Genomic DNA, 17,250 nt, shown 5'->3' with positions numbered 1-17,250 from the left:
ACTCTTTGCAAACAACTCTATGCAGTTGTACGGTGCTCGCATGGACCGCTCCTCGATCACCCCCTCACCCCAGGACCTCAAGGCGCTCACGCACCCGATCCGGGTGCGGATGCTCGGCCTCCTGCGCATCGACGGTCCGGCGACCGCCACGACGCTGGCCGCCCGGCTCGGCCTCAACACCGGCGCGACGTCGTACCACCTGCGCCAGCTGGCCCAGCACGGCTTCGTGATCGAGGACTCCAGCCGCGGCAACGGCCGCGACCGCTGGTGGATGGCGGCGCACCGCTCCACCACCACCGAGGTCGCCCCCGCCGACCCCGACGAGCGGGACACCCTCGACGCCTACCTGCAGTCGGTGGTCGTGGTGATGAGCGAGCTGCTGCAGCGCTCGGTCGAGGAGCTCCCGCTGCTGGCCGAGCCGTGGCGCGACGCGACGACGTACAGCGACTGGGTCGTGACGCTGACCCCCAGCAAGGCCAAGGCACTGGTCGAGCAGCTCGAGACGATGATCGACGAGGAGGACGACGAGGAGGGCGACGAGGCCGCGCCGTTCATGGTGCAGCTGTCGGCCTTCCCCTACCCCGGCAAGGTCGGAGGCGACCGATGAGCACGCGCCGCCCGCTCTACGGCTGGCTGACCGCCGAGGCGATCTCGCTGACCGGCACCCGGGTGTCGATGGTCGCCCTGCCGTGGTTCGTGCTGACCACGACCGGGAGCGCCACGAAGACGGGGCTCGTCGCGCTCGCCGAGATGCTGCCGCTGGTCCTGCTCAAGATCCTCGGCGGCCCGGTGATCGACCGGGTCGGAGCGCGCCGGGTCGCGATCACCTGCGACCTGCTGTCGGTGCTCGCCGTCGGCGCGATCCCGCTGCTGCACGAGTCCGGCTGGCTGCCGTTCCCGGTGTTCCTGCTGCTGGTCGCGGTCGCGGGGGCGCTGCGCGGCCCCGGAGACGCGGCCAAGTCCGCGCTGACGCCGGCCGTGGTCGCGGAGGCCGGAGTGCCGATGGAGCGGGCCACCGGCCTGCACTCGACCGTCGAGCGGACCTCCGGGCTCCTCGGCGCCGCCATGGCCGGCGGCCTGGTCGCCTGGATCGGAGCCGCCGACGCGCTCGTCGTCGACGCCCTCAGCTTCGGCCTCTCGGCGGCCGTCCTCGCCTGGGCGACCCGCGCGATGCCCCGGGTGCAGACCGAGGACGCCGACGAGACGACGCCGTACGTCGTCCGGTTGCGCGAGGGGTGGCAGTTCCTGCGCGGCGACCGGGTGCTGCTCGGGATCGCGGTGATGGTCTCGCTGACGAACCTCTTCGACATCGCGTACGCCGCCGTCCTGGTGCCGGTCTGGGCCGAGGAGACCACCGGCAGCGCTGCGACCGTCGGCCTGGTGTTCGCGGCCTTCGGCGGCGCGGCCGCGCTCGGCGCGATCTGCGCCTCGGCCTGGGCCGCACGGCTGCCTCGCTACAAGACCTACCTGATCGCCTTCCTCGTCTGCGGCGCACCGCGGTACGTGGTCTTCGCTCTCGACGTGCCGATCTGGGCGGTGCTCGCCGTGTGCGTCGCCGGTGGCTTCGCCGCGGGCTTCATCAACCCGATCCTGGGCGCGGTGATCTTCGAGCGGATCCCCGCGCCGCTGGTGGGCCGGGTCACCTCCCTCACCACGGCGATGTGCTTCGCGCTGATGCCGTTCGGCGGGATCGTCGGCGGCCTCCTGATCGCCGGGTTCGGGCTGTCGCCCGCGCTGCTCGTCATCGGTGCGGCGTACCTCGCGGTGACGATGCTCCCGGCCCTCGACCCGCGCTGGCGCGAGCTGGACCGGCGTCCGTCACCGGAAGGCGGCGGCGACCTGGAGCAGCCGGTCGTTGGCCTCGACCTCGCCGATGGAGACGCGAGCACCCTCGCCGGCGAACGGCCGCACGACGATGCCGGCCTCGTCGGCCGCAGCCGCGAAGTCGGCGGTCCGGTCGCCTAGCTCGAACCACACGAAGTTGCCCTGCGCCTCGGGGACGTCCCAGCCGGCGTCGCGCAGCCCGTTCACCACGCGGGTCCGCTCGGCGACCAGCGCCTCGACCCGCTCGAGCAGCTCCTCCTGCCGGGCCAGGGACTCGACGGCCGCGAGCTGCGCGACCGTGGAGACGCCGAACGGCAGCGACACGGCGCGCAGCGCGGCCGCGATCGGGTCGGGGCCGACGGCGTACCCGACCCGGAACCCGGCCAGGCCGTAGGCCTTGGAGAACGTGCGGGTGAGCACGACGTTCTCGTGGCGGCGGTACGTCGCCAGCCCGTCGACCGGGTCGTCCATCCGGACGAACTCGACGTACGCCTCGTCGACGACCACCAGCACGTGCGACGGGACCCGGGCGAGGAACGCGTCGAGCTCGCTCTGGGTGACGGCCGGGCCGGTGGGGTTGTTGGGCGTGCAGACCAGCACGATCTTGGTGCGGTCGGTGATCGCGTCGGCCATCGCGTCGAGGTCGTGCCGGCCGTCGGCGAGCACCGGGACACGCACCGAGGTGGCGCCGGCGGCGGTGACCGCGATCGGGTAGGCCTCGAACGAGCGCCACGCGAACACGACTTCGTCGCCGGGGTCGCAGAACGCCTGCACCAGCTGGTAGATCAGGCCGACCGAGCCGGTCGCCACCGACAGGTGCCCGACCGGCACGTCGAACTTCTCCGCGAGCGCGTCGTACAGCATCGTGGCGCCCATGTCGGGGTAGCGGTTCATCGCCACCACCCCCGCCTGCACCGCGGCGATCACACCCGGCAGCGGCGGGTAGGGGTTCTCGTTGGAGGAGAGCTTGTACGACGTCATCCCGGGTCGGACCGTCGGCGGCTTCCCGGCGACGTACGGCGGGATCTCCGCCACGTTCGCTCGAGGCTGAGGGGTGGTCATGCCTGGCACCCTAACGACGCTGCCAGGGCCGGAGGACCACGGCCAGCACGACGCCGATGCCGACCCCGATCGCCGCGCCGGTCGCGTTGTCGATGACGTCGGTGACGTCGCACGCCCGGTCGATGCGGGCCAGCGCGAGCTGGGTGGCCTCGATGGCGACCGAGAAGCCCACCAGGCCGACGAACCCCAGCGGGACCAGCACCCACGCGGCGCGCCAGCGCGCGCACGCCAGCACGAGCAGCGCGCCGGCCGGGACGAAGACCAGCGTGTTCAGCATCCGCTGGCCGCCGGCGAAGATCCAGAAGCCCTCCGGCGCCGGCCCGCCGATGTCCCACGAGCACGTGCTCAGCCGGTCCTCGGCCGAGACGACCCCGGGAGCGCCGTTCGCGGGGATCAGCGTGATCGTGGCCAGGATCGCCAGGCACCACACGAAGCCGGCGATCGAGGCGGCGCTGAGCCACCCGAGCCGGGGCCTCAGCCCCCACGCCAGCAACCCGCACACCAGTCCGGACACGGCGACGAGGAACAGCATCACGCCCACGCCGCCTACCGGAAACACGTCTCGACGGTAGCGGGCGGGCCGGTGCGGTCGTGTGGCGCGGCGGCGGTGGGGGGGTGGGTCGGTGCAATCCTGCAGCAGGAGGCACGGCCACCCACCCGCGATCCTCAGCGACATCGGACCGCCCCGGCCCTAGAGTGCCCGGGTGGGACTCCTCAAGTTCATCGCCTGGCTCGCCACGAACGTCGTCGCCCTGGGTGCGGCCTGTGTGATCTTCGACGGCATCGGCTTCGAAGGCTCGTCCGGCTGGGACGAGGTCGCCGACAACTTCTGGTCGCTGCTCTTCGTGGCGCTGATCATGGGCATCGTCAACTCGTTCGTCGCCCCGATCATCAAGCTGTTGTCGCTCCCGTTCATCATCGTGACGCTGGGGCTGTTCCTGCTCCTGATCAACGCGCTGATGCTGTTCTTCACCGAGTGGCTGGTCGGGCTCTTCGACATCGACTTCTACGTCGACGGGTTCTGGAACGCCGTCGGTGGCGCGATCGTGATCACCGTCGTCACCTGGATCGTCGGCTTCTTCATCGGTGACACCGAAGACGCCTGAGCTCCCCGCGGCGCGGCGGCCCGGCACCTACCGGGTCGCCGTGGTCTGCCTCGGCAACATCTGCCGCTCGCCCATGGCCGACGTCGTGCTCCAGGAGCGGATCGCCGACGCCGGGCTCGACGACCGGGTCTCGGTGAGCAGCTCGGGCACCGGCGGCTGGCACGTCGGCAACCCGATGGACCCCCGTGCGGCGGCCACGCTGACCGCGGCCGGGTACGACGCCACCCGGCACCGCGCCCAGCAGTGGGCGGGCAACGACGACGCCGACCTGGTGCTCGCGATGGACGCCCAGAACCTCGCCGACATCGGCGGCGCGAACGACCGGGTGATGGCATTTCGCGCGTTCGACCCCCTCGAACCCGGTGGCGACGTACCGGACCCGTACTACGGTGGTGACTCCGGATTCGAGGAGGTGCTCGCGATGGTGGAGCGGACCGCGCGGTCCCTGGTCGCCGCGCTGGAGAGCCAGCGGCCCTGGGGTGAGCACACCCCGTGACCCGGCAGCCGTTGGTCGCACGCCGCGCCGAGGAGCTCCTCGGCTCGTCGGTGGTGGCCACGGCCCCGGTCGCCGGCGGCGACATCGCGACGGCCACCCGGCTGCGGCTCAGCGACGGCACGACCGCGCTGATGAAGACGCTCCCCCACGCCCCGGCCGACTTCTTCGCCGAGGAGGCGGCCGGGCTGCGCTGGCTGGCGGAGGCGACCGACCGCGGCGGGGCGCACGTGCCGGACGTGCTCGGGGTCGACCACGAGTGCGTGATCGTGCGGTGGGTCGAGCCCGGCAAGAGCAACGTGGACGCCGCCGCCGCGCTCGGCCGCGAGCTCGCGACGACGCACGCCGCCGGGGCGCCCTCCTTCGGCCTCGACCGCGACGGCTTCATCGGGCGGCTGCCGCTGCCGAACCGGCCCACCGACACCTGGGCGGAGTTCTACGCCGTACGCCGGGTGCTGCCGTACCTCAAGCTCGCCCGCGACCGCGGCGCGGTCACCCCGGAGGAGGCCGCGACCATCGAGGCGCTGGTCCCCCGGCTCCCCGGGCTGGTCCCCGAGGAGCCGCCGGCGCGGCTGCACGGAGACCTCTGGAACGGCAACGTCATCTGGGGTCTCGACGGTCACGCCTGGCTGATCGACCCGGCGTCGTACGGCGGTCACCGCGAGGCGGACCTGGCGATGCTGGCGCTCTTCGGCCTGCCGCACCTGCCCCGCGTGCTCGACGCCTACACCGAGACCGCGCCGCTCGCGGAGGGCTGGGAGGACCGCGCCGCGCTGCACCAGATCTTCCCGCTGCTCGTGCACGCCTGCCACTTCGGCGGGGGCTACGGGGCGCGGGCGGCCGAGCTCGCCGGACGGTACGCATGAGCGGACTCTCAGCGACGGCTCAGGCTGCGCTGGCAGAGTGACGCCGTGACCACCGCCAGCTCGGCCCCGAAGTCCCGGGTGCTCGTCGTCGACGACGACAAGGCCGTCCGGGAGTCGCTGCGCCGTTCGCTCGAGTTCAACGGCTACGAGGTCGCGCTGGCCGGGGACGGTGCCGAGGCGCTCGCCGTGATCGCCGCGACCGCGCCGGACGTCGTGATCATGGACGTGATGATGCCGCGGCTGAACGGGATCGAGGCGACGCGGGCCCTGCGCAGCGCGGGCAACGACGTGCCGATCCTCGTGCTGACCGCCCGCGACGCCGTGGGCGACCGGGTCGAGGGTCTCGACGCCGGCGCCGACGACTACCTCACCAAGCCGTTCGCGCTGGTGGAGCTGCTCGCCCGGCTCCGGGCGCTGCTGCGACGCCTCCCCCGCGACGACGAGGCCACCGACGAGACGCTGCAGTTCTCCGACCTCACCATGGACCTCGCCACCCGCGAGGTCCGGCGCGGTGATCGGCTGATCGAGCTGACGCGCACGGAGTTCGCGCTGCTCGAGATGTTCATGCGCCGGCCGCGCCGCGTCCTCGAGCGCAGCTTCATCCTGGAGGAGGTGTGGGGCTACGACTTCCCCACGACCGCCAACTCGCTCGAGGTGTACGTCGGTTACCTGCGTCGCAAGACCGAGGCCGAGGCCGAGCCCCGGCTCATCCACACGGTGCGTGGTGTCGGCTACGTCATGAAGGAATCGTGAGCACGCCCGACACCCGGGAGCCTGACGGTCGTTGGCACTACCGGCGCTCGCTGGCCAGCCGGGTCACCATGCTCACGACGATCGCGGTCGGGGTCACCGTGGCGTTCATGGCCTGTGGTGTCTACGTGACCGTGCGGATGCAGCTCCAGGCGGCCGTCGACAACCAGCTGATCGAGCGGGCCCGGTCGGCGTCGACCGGGCTGTGCGACACCCCGGTGCCGTCGGCGTACCTCGGCGCCGCGGACAGCTGGATCGTCTGCTTCACCGACTCCGTCGCGGTCACCGACCGGCTGCCGGAGTTCGACCTGAGCGGCGGGCCGGAGCTGAAGGTCATCAAGGGCGACGCCCAGCAGTCGGTGCGCACGATCGACAGCACCGACGGGAAGTCCGAGTGGCGGGTCGTGGCGGTGAACCGCGGCGAGGGCGAGACGATGCTCATCGCCCAGTCGCTCGACACCCAGGAGTCGGTGCTGCGCCGGCTCGGGATCGTGATGTTCCTGTTCGGCACCGCAGGCGTGATCGCCGCCGGCATGGCCGGCTGGGCGGTCGCCCAGGGCGGGCTGCGGCCGGTGCGCCGGCTGACCTCGGCCGTGGAGGAGATCGCCCGCACCGAGGACCTGCGTCCGATCCCGGTCGAGGGCGACGACGAGATCGCCCGGCTCGCGACCGCCTTCAACCAGATGCTCGCCGCGCTCGAGGCGTCGCGGGAGCGCCAGCGCCAGCTGGTCGCCGACGCCAGCCACGAGCTGCGGACCCCGCTCACCTCGCTGCGCACCAACATCGAGCTGCTCAGCCAGGTCGACAGCGCGGACGACGCGCTCCCGCCCGGCGCCCGCGAGGAGCTCCTCGTCGACGTCCGCGCCCAGATCGAGGAGCTCACCAACCTCATCGGCGACCTCGTCGAGCTGGCCCGCGACGAGCCGCTCACGCACATCGTCGAGCCGGTGGACCTGGCCGACCTCGTGGACCGCGCGGCGGCGCGGGTACGACGACGCGCGCTCGACGTGACCATCGACGTGCAGTGCGACCCGTGGTTCGTCGTCGGCGAGAGCTCGACCCTGGAGCGGGCGGTGACCAACCTGCTCGACAACGCGGCGAAGTGGAGCCCGGCGGGCGGCACCGTCACCGTCCGGCTCACCGACGGCACCCTGACCGTCGACGACGAGGGGCCGGGCATCGCCGAGGAGGACCTCCCCCACATCTTCGACCGCTTCTACCGGTCGCAGGAGTCGCGGGCCATGCCCGGCTCCGGGCTGGGTCTCGCGATCGTGCGCCAGGTCGCTGAGCGCCACGCCGGGTCGATCGAGGCGGGAGCCGCGCCGTCCGGCGGGGCCCGGCTCGTGATGCGGCTGCCGGGCGCCGCGCTCCCGCCGCCGGTGGGCGCGCCGTGAGGACGGCCGCCCTCGCCGCCGTCGTGCTCGCGTCGCTGGCGACCGGCGCGTGCTCGTCGGACCCGACGTCTCCCGACGAGCCCAGTGGCGAGGAGCTGATGTCGGTCGCCTGGTCGCCCTGCGACGACCTCACCGCCGAGCAGGTCTCCGCGGTCGTCGGCGAGTCGGTGGTCGAGCAGGCCGGCACCGCCGACGAGCCGCGTTGCGCGTTCACGCCGAAGGCCGAGGGCGGGGCGGCGTACGACCTGAACTACCTGTGGTTCGACGGCGGCCTGGACGCCGCGCTCGGCGCGATGGGCGCGATGGGCGCGGCGGGCTCCCAGCTCCGGCCTGTCGACGTGCCCGGCGCGAACGCGGCGCGGCTCGCGGTCCGCGAGCGGCGGACCGGGCTGCTGGTCACCGGTTTCGTCGAGACCGACGGGCTCGTGCAGAGCGTGAACGTCGTGCAGCTCGCGCCGTACGACGCGGACGAGGTGGTCGACGCGACCACCGGGCTGCTCGCGGAGCTGGCGACGCTGGCCCCCGAGGCGCCCTAGCCCAGCGCGCGCAGGAGCCGCTCGGCCTTCCACCGCGACTCGGCGTACTCGTCGGCTACCTCGGAGCGGACCGTGATGCCGCCGCCGGTGCCGAGCAGGTAGCGCCCGTCGCCGGTCGTGACGAGGCTGCGGATCACGACCCCGAGGTCGGCGCGGCCGTCGGCGCAGATCCAGCCGAAAGCCCCGGCGTACGCGCCCCGGGGCGTGTCCTCCACCTCGTCGATCACCTGCATGGTGCGCAGCTTGGGCGCGCCGGTCATCGAGCCCGCCGGGAACAGCGCCCGCAGCGCCTGCACGGTGGTGACGTCCGGGCGCAGGTGCCCGCGGACGGTGCTGACGAGCTGGTGGACGGACTCGTAGGACTCGACGTCCATCAGGTGCGGGACGGCCACGGTGCCGGGCTCGCACACCATGGACAGGTCGTTGCGGAGCAGGTCCACGATCATCAGGTTCTCGGCGCGGAACTTCGGGTCGCTCGCGAGCCGCTCGCGCTGCCGCTCGTCCTCCTCGGGCGTGCTGCCCCGCGGCGTCGTGCCCTTGATCGGCTTGGTCTCGAGCATCCGGTCGGCGGTGACCAGCGCGTACCGCTCCGGGCTGCTGCTCAGCAGCCAGGAGCCCTGGTGCTGGAGGAACCCGGCGTACGGCGCGGGGTTGATCTCGCGCAGGCGCAGGTAGGCGTCCAGCGGCGACAGCTCGCTGGTCGTCTCCGTCCGGTAGGTCAGGTTGACCTCGTAGGTGTTGCCGGCGCGCAGGTGCTGCTGGACGCGGTCGAACGCGGCGGCGTAGGCGGTGGGGGCGTCGGTTTCCCCGGTGGGCCGGGGAAACCTGACGTTCTGGGGCGAAGCTTCGGCCGAGAACGTCAGGGATTGCCCGGGAAGTGGGTGCTCGAAGAACCGGATCTGCTTCGGCCGCATCCACACCGCGTCCGGGAGGGCGGAGCCGGCCGACGCCGGCAGGTCGGGGCGGCAGGCGTAGCCGAGGTACCCGATCCAGTGGTCGTCCGCGCCGCCCCGCGCCAGCTCCGCCTCCAGCGCGGCGAACACGTCGTCGCCGACGACCGTCGCGGTCCCGGCGGCGTGCCGGGTGACGGTCCGGGTGGCGGCGTCGTACGTCAGCGAGACGTCGTCCTCGTCGAGCCAGCCGACCATGGACCGGCGGCCCGACCACTCCCGAGCGCCGCCGCCGTCGAGCCAGAAGCTGCGGGGGTACGTCGCCGCCACGTCGCGGAAGAACGCGACGGGGTCGGTCACGGCTGCCCCAGGAAGTTCGCGACCAGGGCGGCGCCCTGCTCGGAGAGGATCGACTCGGGGTGGAACTGGACGCCCTCGAGCGGGAGCGTGCGGTGCCGCACACCCATCACCACGCCGTCGGCGGTCGCGGACACCTCGAGGCAGTCGGGCACGTCCAGCGCCGCGAGCGAGTGGTAGCGGACCGCCTTCAGCGGCTGGGGCAGACCCGCGAACACACCCCGGCCGTCGTGGTCGACGAGCGCGACCTCGCCGTGTGCGGGCTCGACCCGCCCCACGGTCCCGCCGTACGTCGTCACGAGGCCCTGCATGCCGAGGCACACGCCGAGCACCGGCCGGGCGGCCCGGCGCAGCACCTCGCCGCCGACCGCGAAGTCCGCCGGCTCGGCCGGGTGGCCGGGACCGGGCGACAGCACCACGTGGGAGTAGGCGAGCACCGCGTCGGCGTCGACCTCGTCGTGCTGGACGACGGCGGGCAGCGACCCGGTCACCGACGCCACCAGGTGCACGAGGTTCCACGTGTAGGAGTCGTGGTGATCGACCACAACGACGTCCGGCACTGCCACGGGGCAAACCTAGTGGTCCCCGGGGGTCCGATGAGGAGCGGTCAGGCTCCTTGGCCGAGCGGCTCGACCTCACCGCGCTCGACGAGCTCGGTCAGCGCCTCGGCGCAGCCGGAGTGCCAGTGGCCCTGGCGGTCCTGGAACGAGACGACGGCCTCGGTGCTGCACGACTCGACGGTCCGGCCGTCCCAGCCGTGCCAGGAGCAGCGACCGGTCGCCGCCACCGATCCGGGCTCGTGGTGGCCGACGTCGTAGGGATAGGACTGGTTCTCGGCGCGGGTGCCCAACATGCCCGTTCGTACCCAGGTGCCCCGGCCCACAGCCTCACCCGATCGGGCGGAAGCCCGAGCACATCACGCGCAGGTAGGTGATCCGGTCGCCGTCGGCGCGGTAGTACGCCTGCTGCGCGACCGCGTGTGGCCCGTCCGGCGTCGTGATGCGGAGCCGGTAGGCCACGTGCTGCGTGTCGGCGACGGGATCGCCATCGACCACCTCCACCAGCTCGTCGATGCGGTCGTCGGTGTCGAACCAGGTGCCGAGGACCTCGACGAGCTCGTCCGGCGAGCCGCCCTCCCAGAGACGCCGGGGCGTCAGGCCCATGAAGTCCACGTCGTCGGCCACCAGGGCGCGCACCGCGTCCGAGTCCTTCGCGGCGACGGCGGTGGCGAACTGCGTACCGAGGCTGGTCATGACCACAGCATGCACGCGGTCTCGCGGGATGGCGAGACCCGCAAATAGCGGAGGGCCCGATGAAGCTGGGGGGCAGTCTTCACCGGGCCCATGAAGCGGGTCCCCGCTGGTACAACGAGGCAAGCCTAGCGGCTCAACCCGCGGATGTATCTCCTTCGAGCAGAAGCTCCACCACGATTTCGTGGAGAAGGTCGTATCCGTGCTCGGTGAGGATGGACTCAGCGTGGAACTGGATGCCGCGGAAGTGGCTCCCGCGCAGCGCGTGGATGTCACCGGTCTGGACATCCGCCTCGATCTCGACGCCGGGGACCGGCTCCGACGAGCGCCCGACGAACGTGTTGTAGAAGCCCACCCGCTCGGTCCGGCCGTCGATCGACACCGGCGACTGGGTGCCCTGGAACACGATGTCCTTGTAGGTGAGCTCGAGGCCGAGGTGGTGGCACAACGCCTGGTGGCCGAGGCACACCGCGAGGAACGGCCGCTCGGCCGCCATCAGCTCGGCGACCGCGGCGCGCAGGTTCGCCATCTTCGGGTCGTCCCCGTCGCGCGGGTCGCCGGGGCCGGGTCCGACGATCACCAGGTCGTAGCCGTCGAGGACTCCGGGTGCGTAGTCCTCGTGCCGCACGACGGTCGTCGTCATGCCGAGCACCCCGAGGACGTGACGCAGCATGTTCACGAAGTCGTCCGCGCCGTCGAGGATCACCACGCTCTTGCCGGCCAGCCGCCGGTCCGGCGGCGAACCGCCCTGGTCGGTCAGCCAGAACCGGGACAGCCGGCGGTTGCGCGCGTTCAGGGCGAGCAGCACGTCCTCGTCGTTCACGAGCTCGACGAGGTTGATGCTCGGCTTCGGCGCGGCCGGCACCAGCCCGAACGCGCTGAGGATGCCGCCCGCCTTGGCGTGGGTCTCCGCGACCTCGTACGCCGGGTCGGAGTCGCGGACCAGGGTCGCCCCGGCCGTGACCTTGAGCCGGCCGGACAGGTCGACGTCCGCCGACCGGATCACGATGGGGCTGTCGACGACCGGCCCACCCTGCTCGTCGCGGCCGAGGATCGCCAGCGCCGCGCCGTAGTAGCCGCGGCCCTCGGCCTCGTACTGCTTGATCAGGCGGCACGCGTTCTCGACGGGCGAGCCGGTGACGGTGGCGGCGTACATGGTGTCGCGCAGCACCTCGCGCGGGTCCCGCGACGTACGCCCGGCGAGGAGGTACTCGGTGTGCACGAGGTGCGTCATCGGCTTGAGGAACGGGCCGAGCACCTGGCCGCCCTCGTTGCAGATGTCGCACATCATCTTGAGCTCCTCGTCGACGACCATGAAGAGCTCGTAGATCTCCTTCTCGTCGTGGAGGAAGTCCAGGAGCGGGCGCCGTACGTCGCCCTCGCGCGGGATCCGGAACGTGCCGCTGATCGGGTTCATCCGCACGTCGCCGCCGTGGATCGAGACGTGCCGCTCGGGGCTGGCGCCGATCAGGAACCGGTCGCCGGTGAAGAAGACGTAGGTCCAGTACGCGCCGCGCTCGCGCTCGAGCAGGCGCTTGAGCACGGTCAGCGCGGTCGCCGCGCTCCAGTTCTCGACCTGCGCGCGGTAGTGCCGTCCGATGACGAGGTTGGCTCCCTCGCCCTGGCCGATCTCGTCGTTGATGATCGACTCGACGAGCTTGGCGTACTCCTCGTCGTCGGTCTCGAAGCCGCCGCGGTCGGCGAACTCGACACCGGTGTCGTCGATCGCGTCGACCACCTCGGCGACGGTGTACTCCAGCTCGGTCTCGACGTCGACGACGACGAGCGGGGCCCCGTCGTCGTGCGCCTCGAAGCCGCGCTCGCGGACCTGGCGGAACGGGATCGCGAGCAGCCGGTCGGCGATGTGGCCGGCCTCGGGCACGCCCTCCTCGAGGGGGACGTCGAGCAGCGACTCGACCACGCGGCGCCGGCCACCGACGATGCCCACGGTGTCGCGGTCACCGGCCCGGGTCGAGCGGCGGATGATCGCCCACGCCTCGTGTCCCTGGATGGCCTCGATGGCTTCCCGGGCAGTCGGTGTGGTCGTCATGGGACGACTCTAGGGGTCAGCCGATCCGCAGGCTGAAGCTGTCCGCGACGCAGCCCTTCAGCACGACGTTGCCGAGCCGCCGGGTCGGCTTGAGCCTCGAGATGCCCTCGGTGCGGACCTTCAGGTCGGCGAACCGCTCGGGCACGAACACCCGCAGCGCGCAGCGCTTCGCGTCACCGGTGCGCACGCCCGTCAGCCGGAAGTCGCCCGTCCGCCCATCCGACGTCAGCTTGGTGATCCGGCCGGGCACCGCGCGAGGCGCAGGGCGGCTGAGCACGTCGCCGAAGGCCGGGTCGATGCCGAGCTCGGTCTGGTCCGGGCAGGAGTAGCGCACCAGGCTGCCGGAGATCGGGTCCGTCACGCCGTCGGGAGCGTGGGCGACGTGCGGGTCGCCGCACGCCTGCTTCCAGTCCCACCACGCCCCGCCCCACGCAGCGGCGTCCTCGGCGGCGGCGTACCGCTCGATCTTGTCGGCGGCGTCGGCCGGCTGCTCGGGCCAGAAGCCCCACTCGCCGCCCCAGACGGTGACGCCGTGCTGTTGCGCCACCGTCCGGGCGGCGGAGAAGCCGGCGGGGATCGTGTTCGGCGACAGCGACTCGGCGTAGATGTGGGGGGCGAAGACGAGGTTCTTGTCGCGGGTGAAGCCCGGGGCCGGTACGTCGGTCCTGCCGAGCGCCGACCAGAGCACGCTCGGCTCCCAGAACACGATGTGCGAGAACCCGCCGGCGGCCTTCTCGGCGGCGCGGATCGCCTTGATCGTGCGGCCGTAGAACGCACCGAGGTCGGTGGTGCCGTTCGCACCGGGGTCGAAGCCGAAGCCCGGCTCGTTCAGCAGGTCGTAGCCCGCGACCGTGCTGCTCCGGGCGAAGTCCGCGGCCAGCCGGCCCCAGGTCTTCACCAGGTGGGTCTGGATGCCGACCCCGTCCTCAGCCGCGGTGTTGTCGTAGAAGTGCTGCCAGGCCTGCATGACCGCGGGCGCGAGCTCCCGCTCGCCCACCGTGCAGGTGGACCTGCCGTCGGTGATCGTGGCCCACGCCGGCGCGCCGTCCCAGCCGTTGTTCGGACGCGTGCCGGCGGGGCAGGTGACGTCGTCGGGGGTGTCGACCGCGATGCCGTACGCGTCCTGGTGCATGTCGAGGACGACGTACAGGTCGTACGCCGCGGCCCACCTCACGGCCTGCTTGATCTCGGCGACATACTCCTCGTTGTAGGCGCCCGGGGTCGGCTCGAGCTTCGACCAGCTCACGATCAGGCGCACGCTGTTGAAGCCGACCCGCGCGATCTCCCGGAAGTCGTCCTCGGTGAGCGGGACCGTCGGCGGGAGCTCGGGGTTGGCCTGGAAGTACTCGCCGACCTGGTTGACGTTCACCGCGCGCAGCAGCACCTGGGCGCCGGACGTGTCGCGGACCGCGGCGGCCGAGCCGTGGGTCGCGTGCAGCCGCGGCAGCGGCCGGTCGGCGGCCTGCGCCGCGGCGCCCAGGGCAGGGACGGTCACCAGGCTCGATGCGACGAGAGCCGCGGTGGCGGCGAGTGTGCGGATCATCACAGCAGCGTAGATCGGACCCCGACTTTCCGGACAGAATTGTCCGGAAAGTTAACTCAGCGTGGTGAGCAGCTGGGTCGCGCGGGTGAGCACCACGTAGAGCGTCGCCTTGCCGGTCGCCGACTCGTCCTCGATCTCCTGCGGGCGCACGACGACGATCCCGTCGAACTCCAGGCCCTTGGTGTCGAGGCCGGTCAGCACCACGATCCGGTCGTCACCCGACGGCGTCACCGACGAGTCGACCGCCGCTCGGGCGCTCGGGGCGTCGTCGGCGAACTCCGGCCAGGACGCCAGCCAGGAGTTGACCTCCGAGCGGCGCGCGACCGGGACCACGATGCCGACGGTGCCGCCGACCTGGCCGGCGATCTCCGCGACCGCCTCGCGGGTCGCGGCCTCGACGTCGGTGACGCCGGTGCGCACCGACGGCTCGACCCCGGTCGAACGGACCGCGGTCGGGAGGTCGGCGTCGAGACCGACCCGCTCGGCGTACGCCGCGGCATAGGCGTAGATCTCCGACGAGTTGCGGTAGTTCGTCGAGAGGTGGAACTCGTGCACCTCCTTGCCCTCGAGCGCGGCGGCGCGGGCCGCGGCGGCCTCGGCGGGCACCGGCCACGAGGACTGCGCCGGGTCGCCGACGATCGTCCACGACGCGGTGCGGCCGCGACGCCCGACCATGCGCCACTGCATGGGCGTGAGGTCCTGCGCCTCGTCGATCAGCACGTGCGCGAAGCCGTCGTCCTCGATGCTGTGCGTCGGGGGCGCCCAGGCCCGGCCGGTGGGGGCGTACTCACGGTCGGCGGCGGTGAACAGCTCCTGCAGGTCGTGGCCGCCCTCCAGCAGGCCGGAGTCGTCCAGGGACCGTTCGTCGTCGGTGCGTGCCGGCACGTCACCGAGGGCGTACCGCAGCTCGTCGACCAGGGGCACGTCCTCGACCGACAGGTCGGCGCTGCCCCAGGACTTCAGCAGCAGCCGCTGCTCCTCGGCGCTGACGACGCCGTCGCCGACGCGCGCGAGGAACTCCGGCTCGCGCAGCCAGCCGAGCACCTCGGCCGCGTCGAGCGGCGGCCACCACGCGGCCGCGAAGTCCAGGAAGGCCTGGTTCGAGAGCATCTCGTCGTTGAACGCCTCGCGACCGCGCTCGCGACCGCGCTCGCCGCGGACCTGACGCCACATCTGGTCCAGCAGGGCGTTGGTGACCCGCGGGAGCTGCCGGTTGCGGCGGCCCTGGGACATCAGCTGTCGCCGGGTCGCGCTGAGCTTGCCGGAGTCGAGCTGGATCACGTCGTCGCGCCAGAAGACCCGGAACTCGCGGGGGCTCCCCGGCGCCTGCTGGCGCGCCGCCCTGCGCATCAGCTCGGCCATCCGCTCCGAGCCCTTCACGTCGGCGACGGCCGGCTCGTCGTGCCGCGTCGCCCGCAGCCCGTCGACGACCTCGCCGAGCGAGCGCAGCGCGACCGCGGTCTCGCCGAGGCTCGGCAGCACCCGGGCGATGTAGCGCATGAACACGCCGCTCGGCCCGACGATCAGCACGCCGCCGCCCTCGTAGCGACGGCGGTCGGTGTAGAGGAGGTACGCCGCGCGGTGCAGCGCGACCACGGTCTTGCCGGTGCCGGGACCGCCGGAGATCGACACGACGCCCTTGCCCGGCGCGCGGATCGCCTTGTCCTGCTCGGCCTGGATGGTCGCGACGATCGAGTGCATCGACCGGTCGCGGGCGCGCGACAGCTGGGCCATCAGCGCACCCTCGCCGACGATCGGCAGGTCGGCCCCCGACTGGTCGAGCGCCTCGGCGTCGAGCAGCTCGTCCTCGACGCCGACGACCGTCGCGCCGGCGCAGCGCAGCACGCGGCGTCGGATGACGGCGTGCGGCTCGGCCGCGGTCGCCTGGTAGAACACCGCAGCGGCCGGGGCGCGCCAGTCGATCAGCAGCGAGTCGCGGTTGGCGTCGCGCAGACCGATCCGGCCGACGTAGCGCGGCTCGGGGTCGAGGCCGGGGTCCATGTCGAGGCGGCCGAAGACCAGGCCCTCGTGCGCGGCGTCGAGCTGGGCGATGCGGCGGGCAGCCTGGAACACCATCGCGTCCCGCTCGACCAGTCCGCCCTCGTGCCCGAGGTTGGCCCGGCTGTGGCCCTCCTTGGCGAGCGCCTGGGCCTGCTCCGCGGACGCCGCGAGCTGGACGTACACCCGGTCCACGAATGCCTGCTCGGCAGCGACTTCCCGCTCGACCAGCTCTTCGTCCAACTCAGTTTCTCCTCGAGACCGCCCGATTCCGGCAAGTCGACAAGCCTACCCCCGCCCTCGGACGGAGGTGACATCTTTACGGACGATCGGGTCCGTCCGCGTCAGCGCTTCGGACGGGACAGGAACGCGGTCATCGCCTCGCGCGCCTCGTCGGAGGCGAACAGCGTCGCCGAGAGCTCGGCGAGCTCGCCGCCGCGCTCGTCGATGCGGGCGACCAGGTCGCGGTTGAGGATGCGCTTGGACTCGCGCAGGCCCTGCGCGGCGCCGGTGGCCAGCGAGGCGCACACCCGCTCCACCTCGGCGTCCAGGTCGTCGGCGGGGACCGCCTTCGTCACCAGGCCGTACGCCGCCGCCTCGGTGCCGGTGAAGACCTCACCGCCCAGCGTGGTCAGTGCCGCCGCCCGCGGGTTCATCCGGTGGTGGACGGTGAGCGAGATGATCGCGGCGGCCAGGCCGAGCTTCACCTCGGTCAGCGCGAACGTCGCGTCCTCGGAGGCAATGGCGATGTCGGACGCCGCCACGATGCCGATGCCGCCCGCGCGGACCGCGCCGTACGCCCGCACCACGACGGGCTTGTCCATGGTGACGATCAGCCGCTGCAGGTCGACGATCCTGCGGGCCCCGAGCTCCATGCCCTCGGTCGACGCCTCGGACAGGTCGGCACCGGAGCAGAAGACGCGGCCCTCGGCGCGGATCAGCACGACCTTGACCGCCGGGTCGGCCGAGGCCTTCTCGAGCCCCTCGAACAGCTCGGTGACCAGCTGGCGCGACAGCGCGTTGCGGTTGTGCGGCGAGTCGAGGGTGAGGGTGGCGACGGCGTCAGTGACCGTGACATGCACGAGCTCGGGCATGCGGCTCATCCTGCCGCATGCCCGAGCTCGCTCGGAT

Annotated in this window: 17 protein-coding genes and 1 pseudogene; 8 read left to right on the top strand and 10 right to left on the bottom strand. The window is 72.5% G+C overall.

Annotation, left to right across the window (positions count from 1 at the left end):
* Nucleotides 1–40 precede the first annotated feature (40 nt).
* Together ABD875_RS12870 and ABD875_RS12865 are read left to right on the top strand one after the other, a co-directional pair.
* A complete protein-coding gene (locus ABD875_RS12870) occupies nt 41–607 on the top strand; it encodes a helix-turn-helix domain-containing protein (protein ID WP_345177322.1) in 567 nt (188 codons plus the stop codon).
* A pseudogene (locus ABD875_RS12865) lies at nt 604–1,773 on the top strand (MFS transporter); the annotation flags it as partial. The gene ABD875_RS12870 and the pseudogene ABD875_RS12865, both read left to right, overlap by 4 nt.
* A gap of 45 nt (nt 1,774–1,818) precedes the next feature.
* Here the strand turns inward: ABD875_RS12865 and hisC are convergent.
* Together hisC and ABD875_RS12855 are read right to left on the bottom strand one after the other, a co-directional pair.
* Complete coding sequence (gene hisC / locus ABD875_RS12860; RefSeq protein WP_345177320.1) at nt 1,819–2,886, bottom strand: histidinol-phosphate transaminase; 1,068 nt, start codon at nt 2,884–2,886, stop codon at nt 1,819–1,821.
* 10 nt (nt 2,887–2,896) lie between these two features.
* Nucleotides 2,897–3,445 carry a VanZ family protein gene (locus tag ABD875_RS12855; RefSeq protein ID WP_345177317.1) on the bottom strand — a complete coding sequence of 183 codons (549 nt, stop codon included), beginning with the start codon at nt 3,443–3,445 and terminating at the stop codon, nt 2,897–2,899.
* Between the two features lie 145 nt (nt 3,446–3,590).
* Here ABD875_RS12855 and ABD875_RS12850 point away from each other — a divergent pair, with 145 nt between their 5' ends.
* Genes ABD875_RS12850 through ABD875_RS12825 form a run of 6 tightly spaced genes read left to right on the top strand, consistent with a single transcriptional unit; the run spans nt 3,591 to nt 8,031 of the window.
* On the top strand, nt 3,591–3,992 hold the full coding sequence (locus tag ABD875_RS12850; RefSeq protein ID WP_345177314.1) for a phage holin family protein: 402 nt from the start codon (nt 3,591–3,593) through the stop codon (nt 3,990–3,992).
* Nucleotides 3,973–4,488 (top strand): low molecular weight protein-tyrosine-phosphatase, encoded by a 516-nt coding sequence (locus tag ABD875_RS12845; protein ID WP_345177312.1) that lies wholly within the window; start codon nt 3,973–3,975, stop codon nt 4,486–4,488. Before ABD875_RS12850 ends, ABD875_RS12845 begins: the two co-directional genes overlap by 20 nt.
* Nucleotides 4,485–5,351: a fructosamine kinase family protein gene (locus tag ABD875_RS12840; RefSeq protein ID WP_345177309.1), complete on the top strand. Its 867-nt coding sequence runs from the start codon at nt 4,485–4,487 to the stop codon at nt 5,349–5,351. The genes ABD875_RS12845 and ABD875_RS12840 overlap by 4 nt, the downstream gene beginning before the upstream one ends.
* 45 nt (nt 5,352–5,396) lie before the next feature.
* Nucleotides 5,397–6,104 carry a response regulator transcription factor gene (locus tag ABD875_RS12835; protein WP_345177306.1) on the top strand — a complete coding sequence of 236 codons (708 nt, stop codon included), beginning with the start codon at nt 5,397–5,399 and terminating at the stop codon, nt 6,102–6,104.
* Nucleotides 6,101–7,495, top strand: coding sequence for a sensor histidine kinase (locus ABD875_RS12830; protein ID WP_345177304.1), 1,395 nt, complete (start codon nt 6,101–6,103; stop codon nt 7,493–7,495). Before ABD875_RS12835 ends, ABD875_RS12830 begins: the two co-directional genes overlap by 4 nt.
* Complete coding sequence (locus ABD875_RS12825; RefSeq protein ID WP_345177303.1) at nt 7,492–8,031, top strand: hypothetical protein; 540 nt, start codon at nt 7,492–7,494, stop codon at nt 8,029–8,031. Before ABD875_RS12830 ends, ABD875_RS12825 begins: the two co-directional genes overlap by 4 nt.
* Here ABD875_RS12825 and pabB read toward each other — a convergent pair.
* From pabB to ABD875_RS12785, 8 genes are all read right to left on the bottom strand, one after another.
* Entirely contained in the window at nt 8,028–9,281 is a 1,254-nt protein-coding gene (pabB, locus tag ABD875_RS12820; RefSeq protein ID WP_345177300.1) for an aminodeoxychorismate synthase component I, read from the bottom strand. The genes ABD875_RS12825 and pabB overlap by 4 nt on opposite strands.
* Nucleotides 9,278–9,844 (bottom strand): anthranilate synthase component II, encoded by a 567-nt coding sequence (locus ABD875_RS12815; protein ID WP_345177298.1) that lies wholly within the window; start codon nt 9,842–9,844, stop codon nt 9,278–9,280. Before ABD875_RS12815 ends, pabB begins: the two co-directional genes overlap by 4 nt.
* Before the next feature lie 41 nt (nt 9,845–9,885).
* Nucleotides 9,886–10,131: a hypothetical protein gene (locus tag ABD875_RS12810; protein WP_345177295.1), complete on the bottom strand. Its 246-nt coding sequence runs from the start codon at nt 10,129–10,131 to the stop codon at nt 9,886–9,888.
* Nucleotides 10,132–10,165: 34 nt separating this feature from the next.
* The gene (locus tag ABD875_RS12805) at nt 10,166–10,531 is read right to left on the bottom strand and encodes a nuclear transport factor 2 family protein (protein ID WP_345177291.1); all 366 of its coding nucleotides are present in this window, start codon (nt 10,529–10,531) and stop codon (nt 10,166–10,168) included.
* 133 nt (nt 10,532–10,664) lie between these two features.
* Nucleotides 10,665–12,578 (bottom strand): anthranilate synthase family protein, encoded by a 1,914-nt coding sequence (locus tag ABD875_RS12800; protein WP_345177288.1) that lies wholly within the window; start codon nt 12,576–12,578, stop codon nt 10,665–10,667.
* A 16-nt stretch (nt 12,579–12,594) separates the two neighbouring features.
* Complete coding sequence (locus ABD875_RS12795) at nt 12,595–14,121, bottom strand: glycoside hydrolase family 5 protein (RefSeq protein WP_345177286.1); 1,527 nt, start codon at nt 14,119–14,121, stop codon at nt 12,595–12,597.
* 51 nt (nt 14,122–14,172) lie between these two features.
* Entirely contained in the window at nt 14,173–16,362 is a 2,190-nt protein-coding gene (locus ABD875_RS12790) for a HelD family protein (RefSeq protein WP_345177283.1), read from the bottom strand.
* A 101-nt stretch (nt 16,363–16,463) separates the two neighbouring features.
* On the bottom strand, nt 16,464–17,213 hold the full coding sequence (locus ABD875_RS12785) for an enoyl-CoA hydratase-related protein (protein ID WP_345177281.1): 750 nt from the start codon (nt 17,211–17,213) through the stop codon (nt 16,464–16,466).
* Between the last annotated feature and the right edge of the window lie 37 nt (nt 17,214–17,250).

It is taken from the genome of Nocardioides caricicola (assembly GCF_039541135.1).
Classification (GTDB): domain Bacteria; phylum Actinomycetota; class Actinomycetes; order Propionibacteriales; family Nocardioidaceae; genus Nocardioides; species Nocardioides caricicola.
This window is presented reverse-complemented; position numbering and strand designations above follow the sequence as displayed.

What these genes read in the sequence shown, in the direction of transcription:
- ABD875_RS12810 (WP_345177295.1), bottom strand. Translation starts at nt 10,131, where the DNA reads ATGTTGGGCACCCGCGCCGAGAACCAGTCCTATCCCTACGACGTCGGC.
- ABD875_RS12805 (WP_345177291.1), bottom strand. Translation starts at nt 10,531, where the DNA reads ATGACCAGCCTCGGTACGCAGTTCGCCACCGCCGTCGCCGCGAAGGAC.
- ABD875_RS12870 (WP_345177322.1), top strand. Translation starts at nt 41, where the DNA reads ATGGACCGCTCCTCGATCACCCCCTCACCCCAGGACCTCAAGGCGCTC.
- hisC (WP_345177320.1), bottom strand. Translation starts at nt 2,886, where the DNA reads ATGACCACCCCTCAGCCTCGAGCGAACGTGGCGGAGATCCCGCCGTAC.
- ABD875_RS12785 (WP_345177281.1), bottom strand. Translation starts at nt 17,213, where the DNA reads ATGCCCGAGCTCGTGCATGTCACGGTCACTGACGCCGTCGCCACCCTC.
- ABD875_RS12800 (WP_345177288.1), bottom strand. Translation starts at nt 12,578, where the DNA reads ATGACGACCACACCGACTGCCCGGGAAGCCATCGAGGCCATCCAGGGA.
- ABD875_RS12795 (WP_345177286.1), bottom strand. Translation starts at nt 14,121, where the DNA reads ATGATCCGCACACTCGCCGCCACCGCGGCTCTCGTCGCATCGAGCCTG.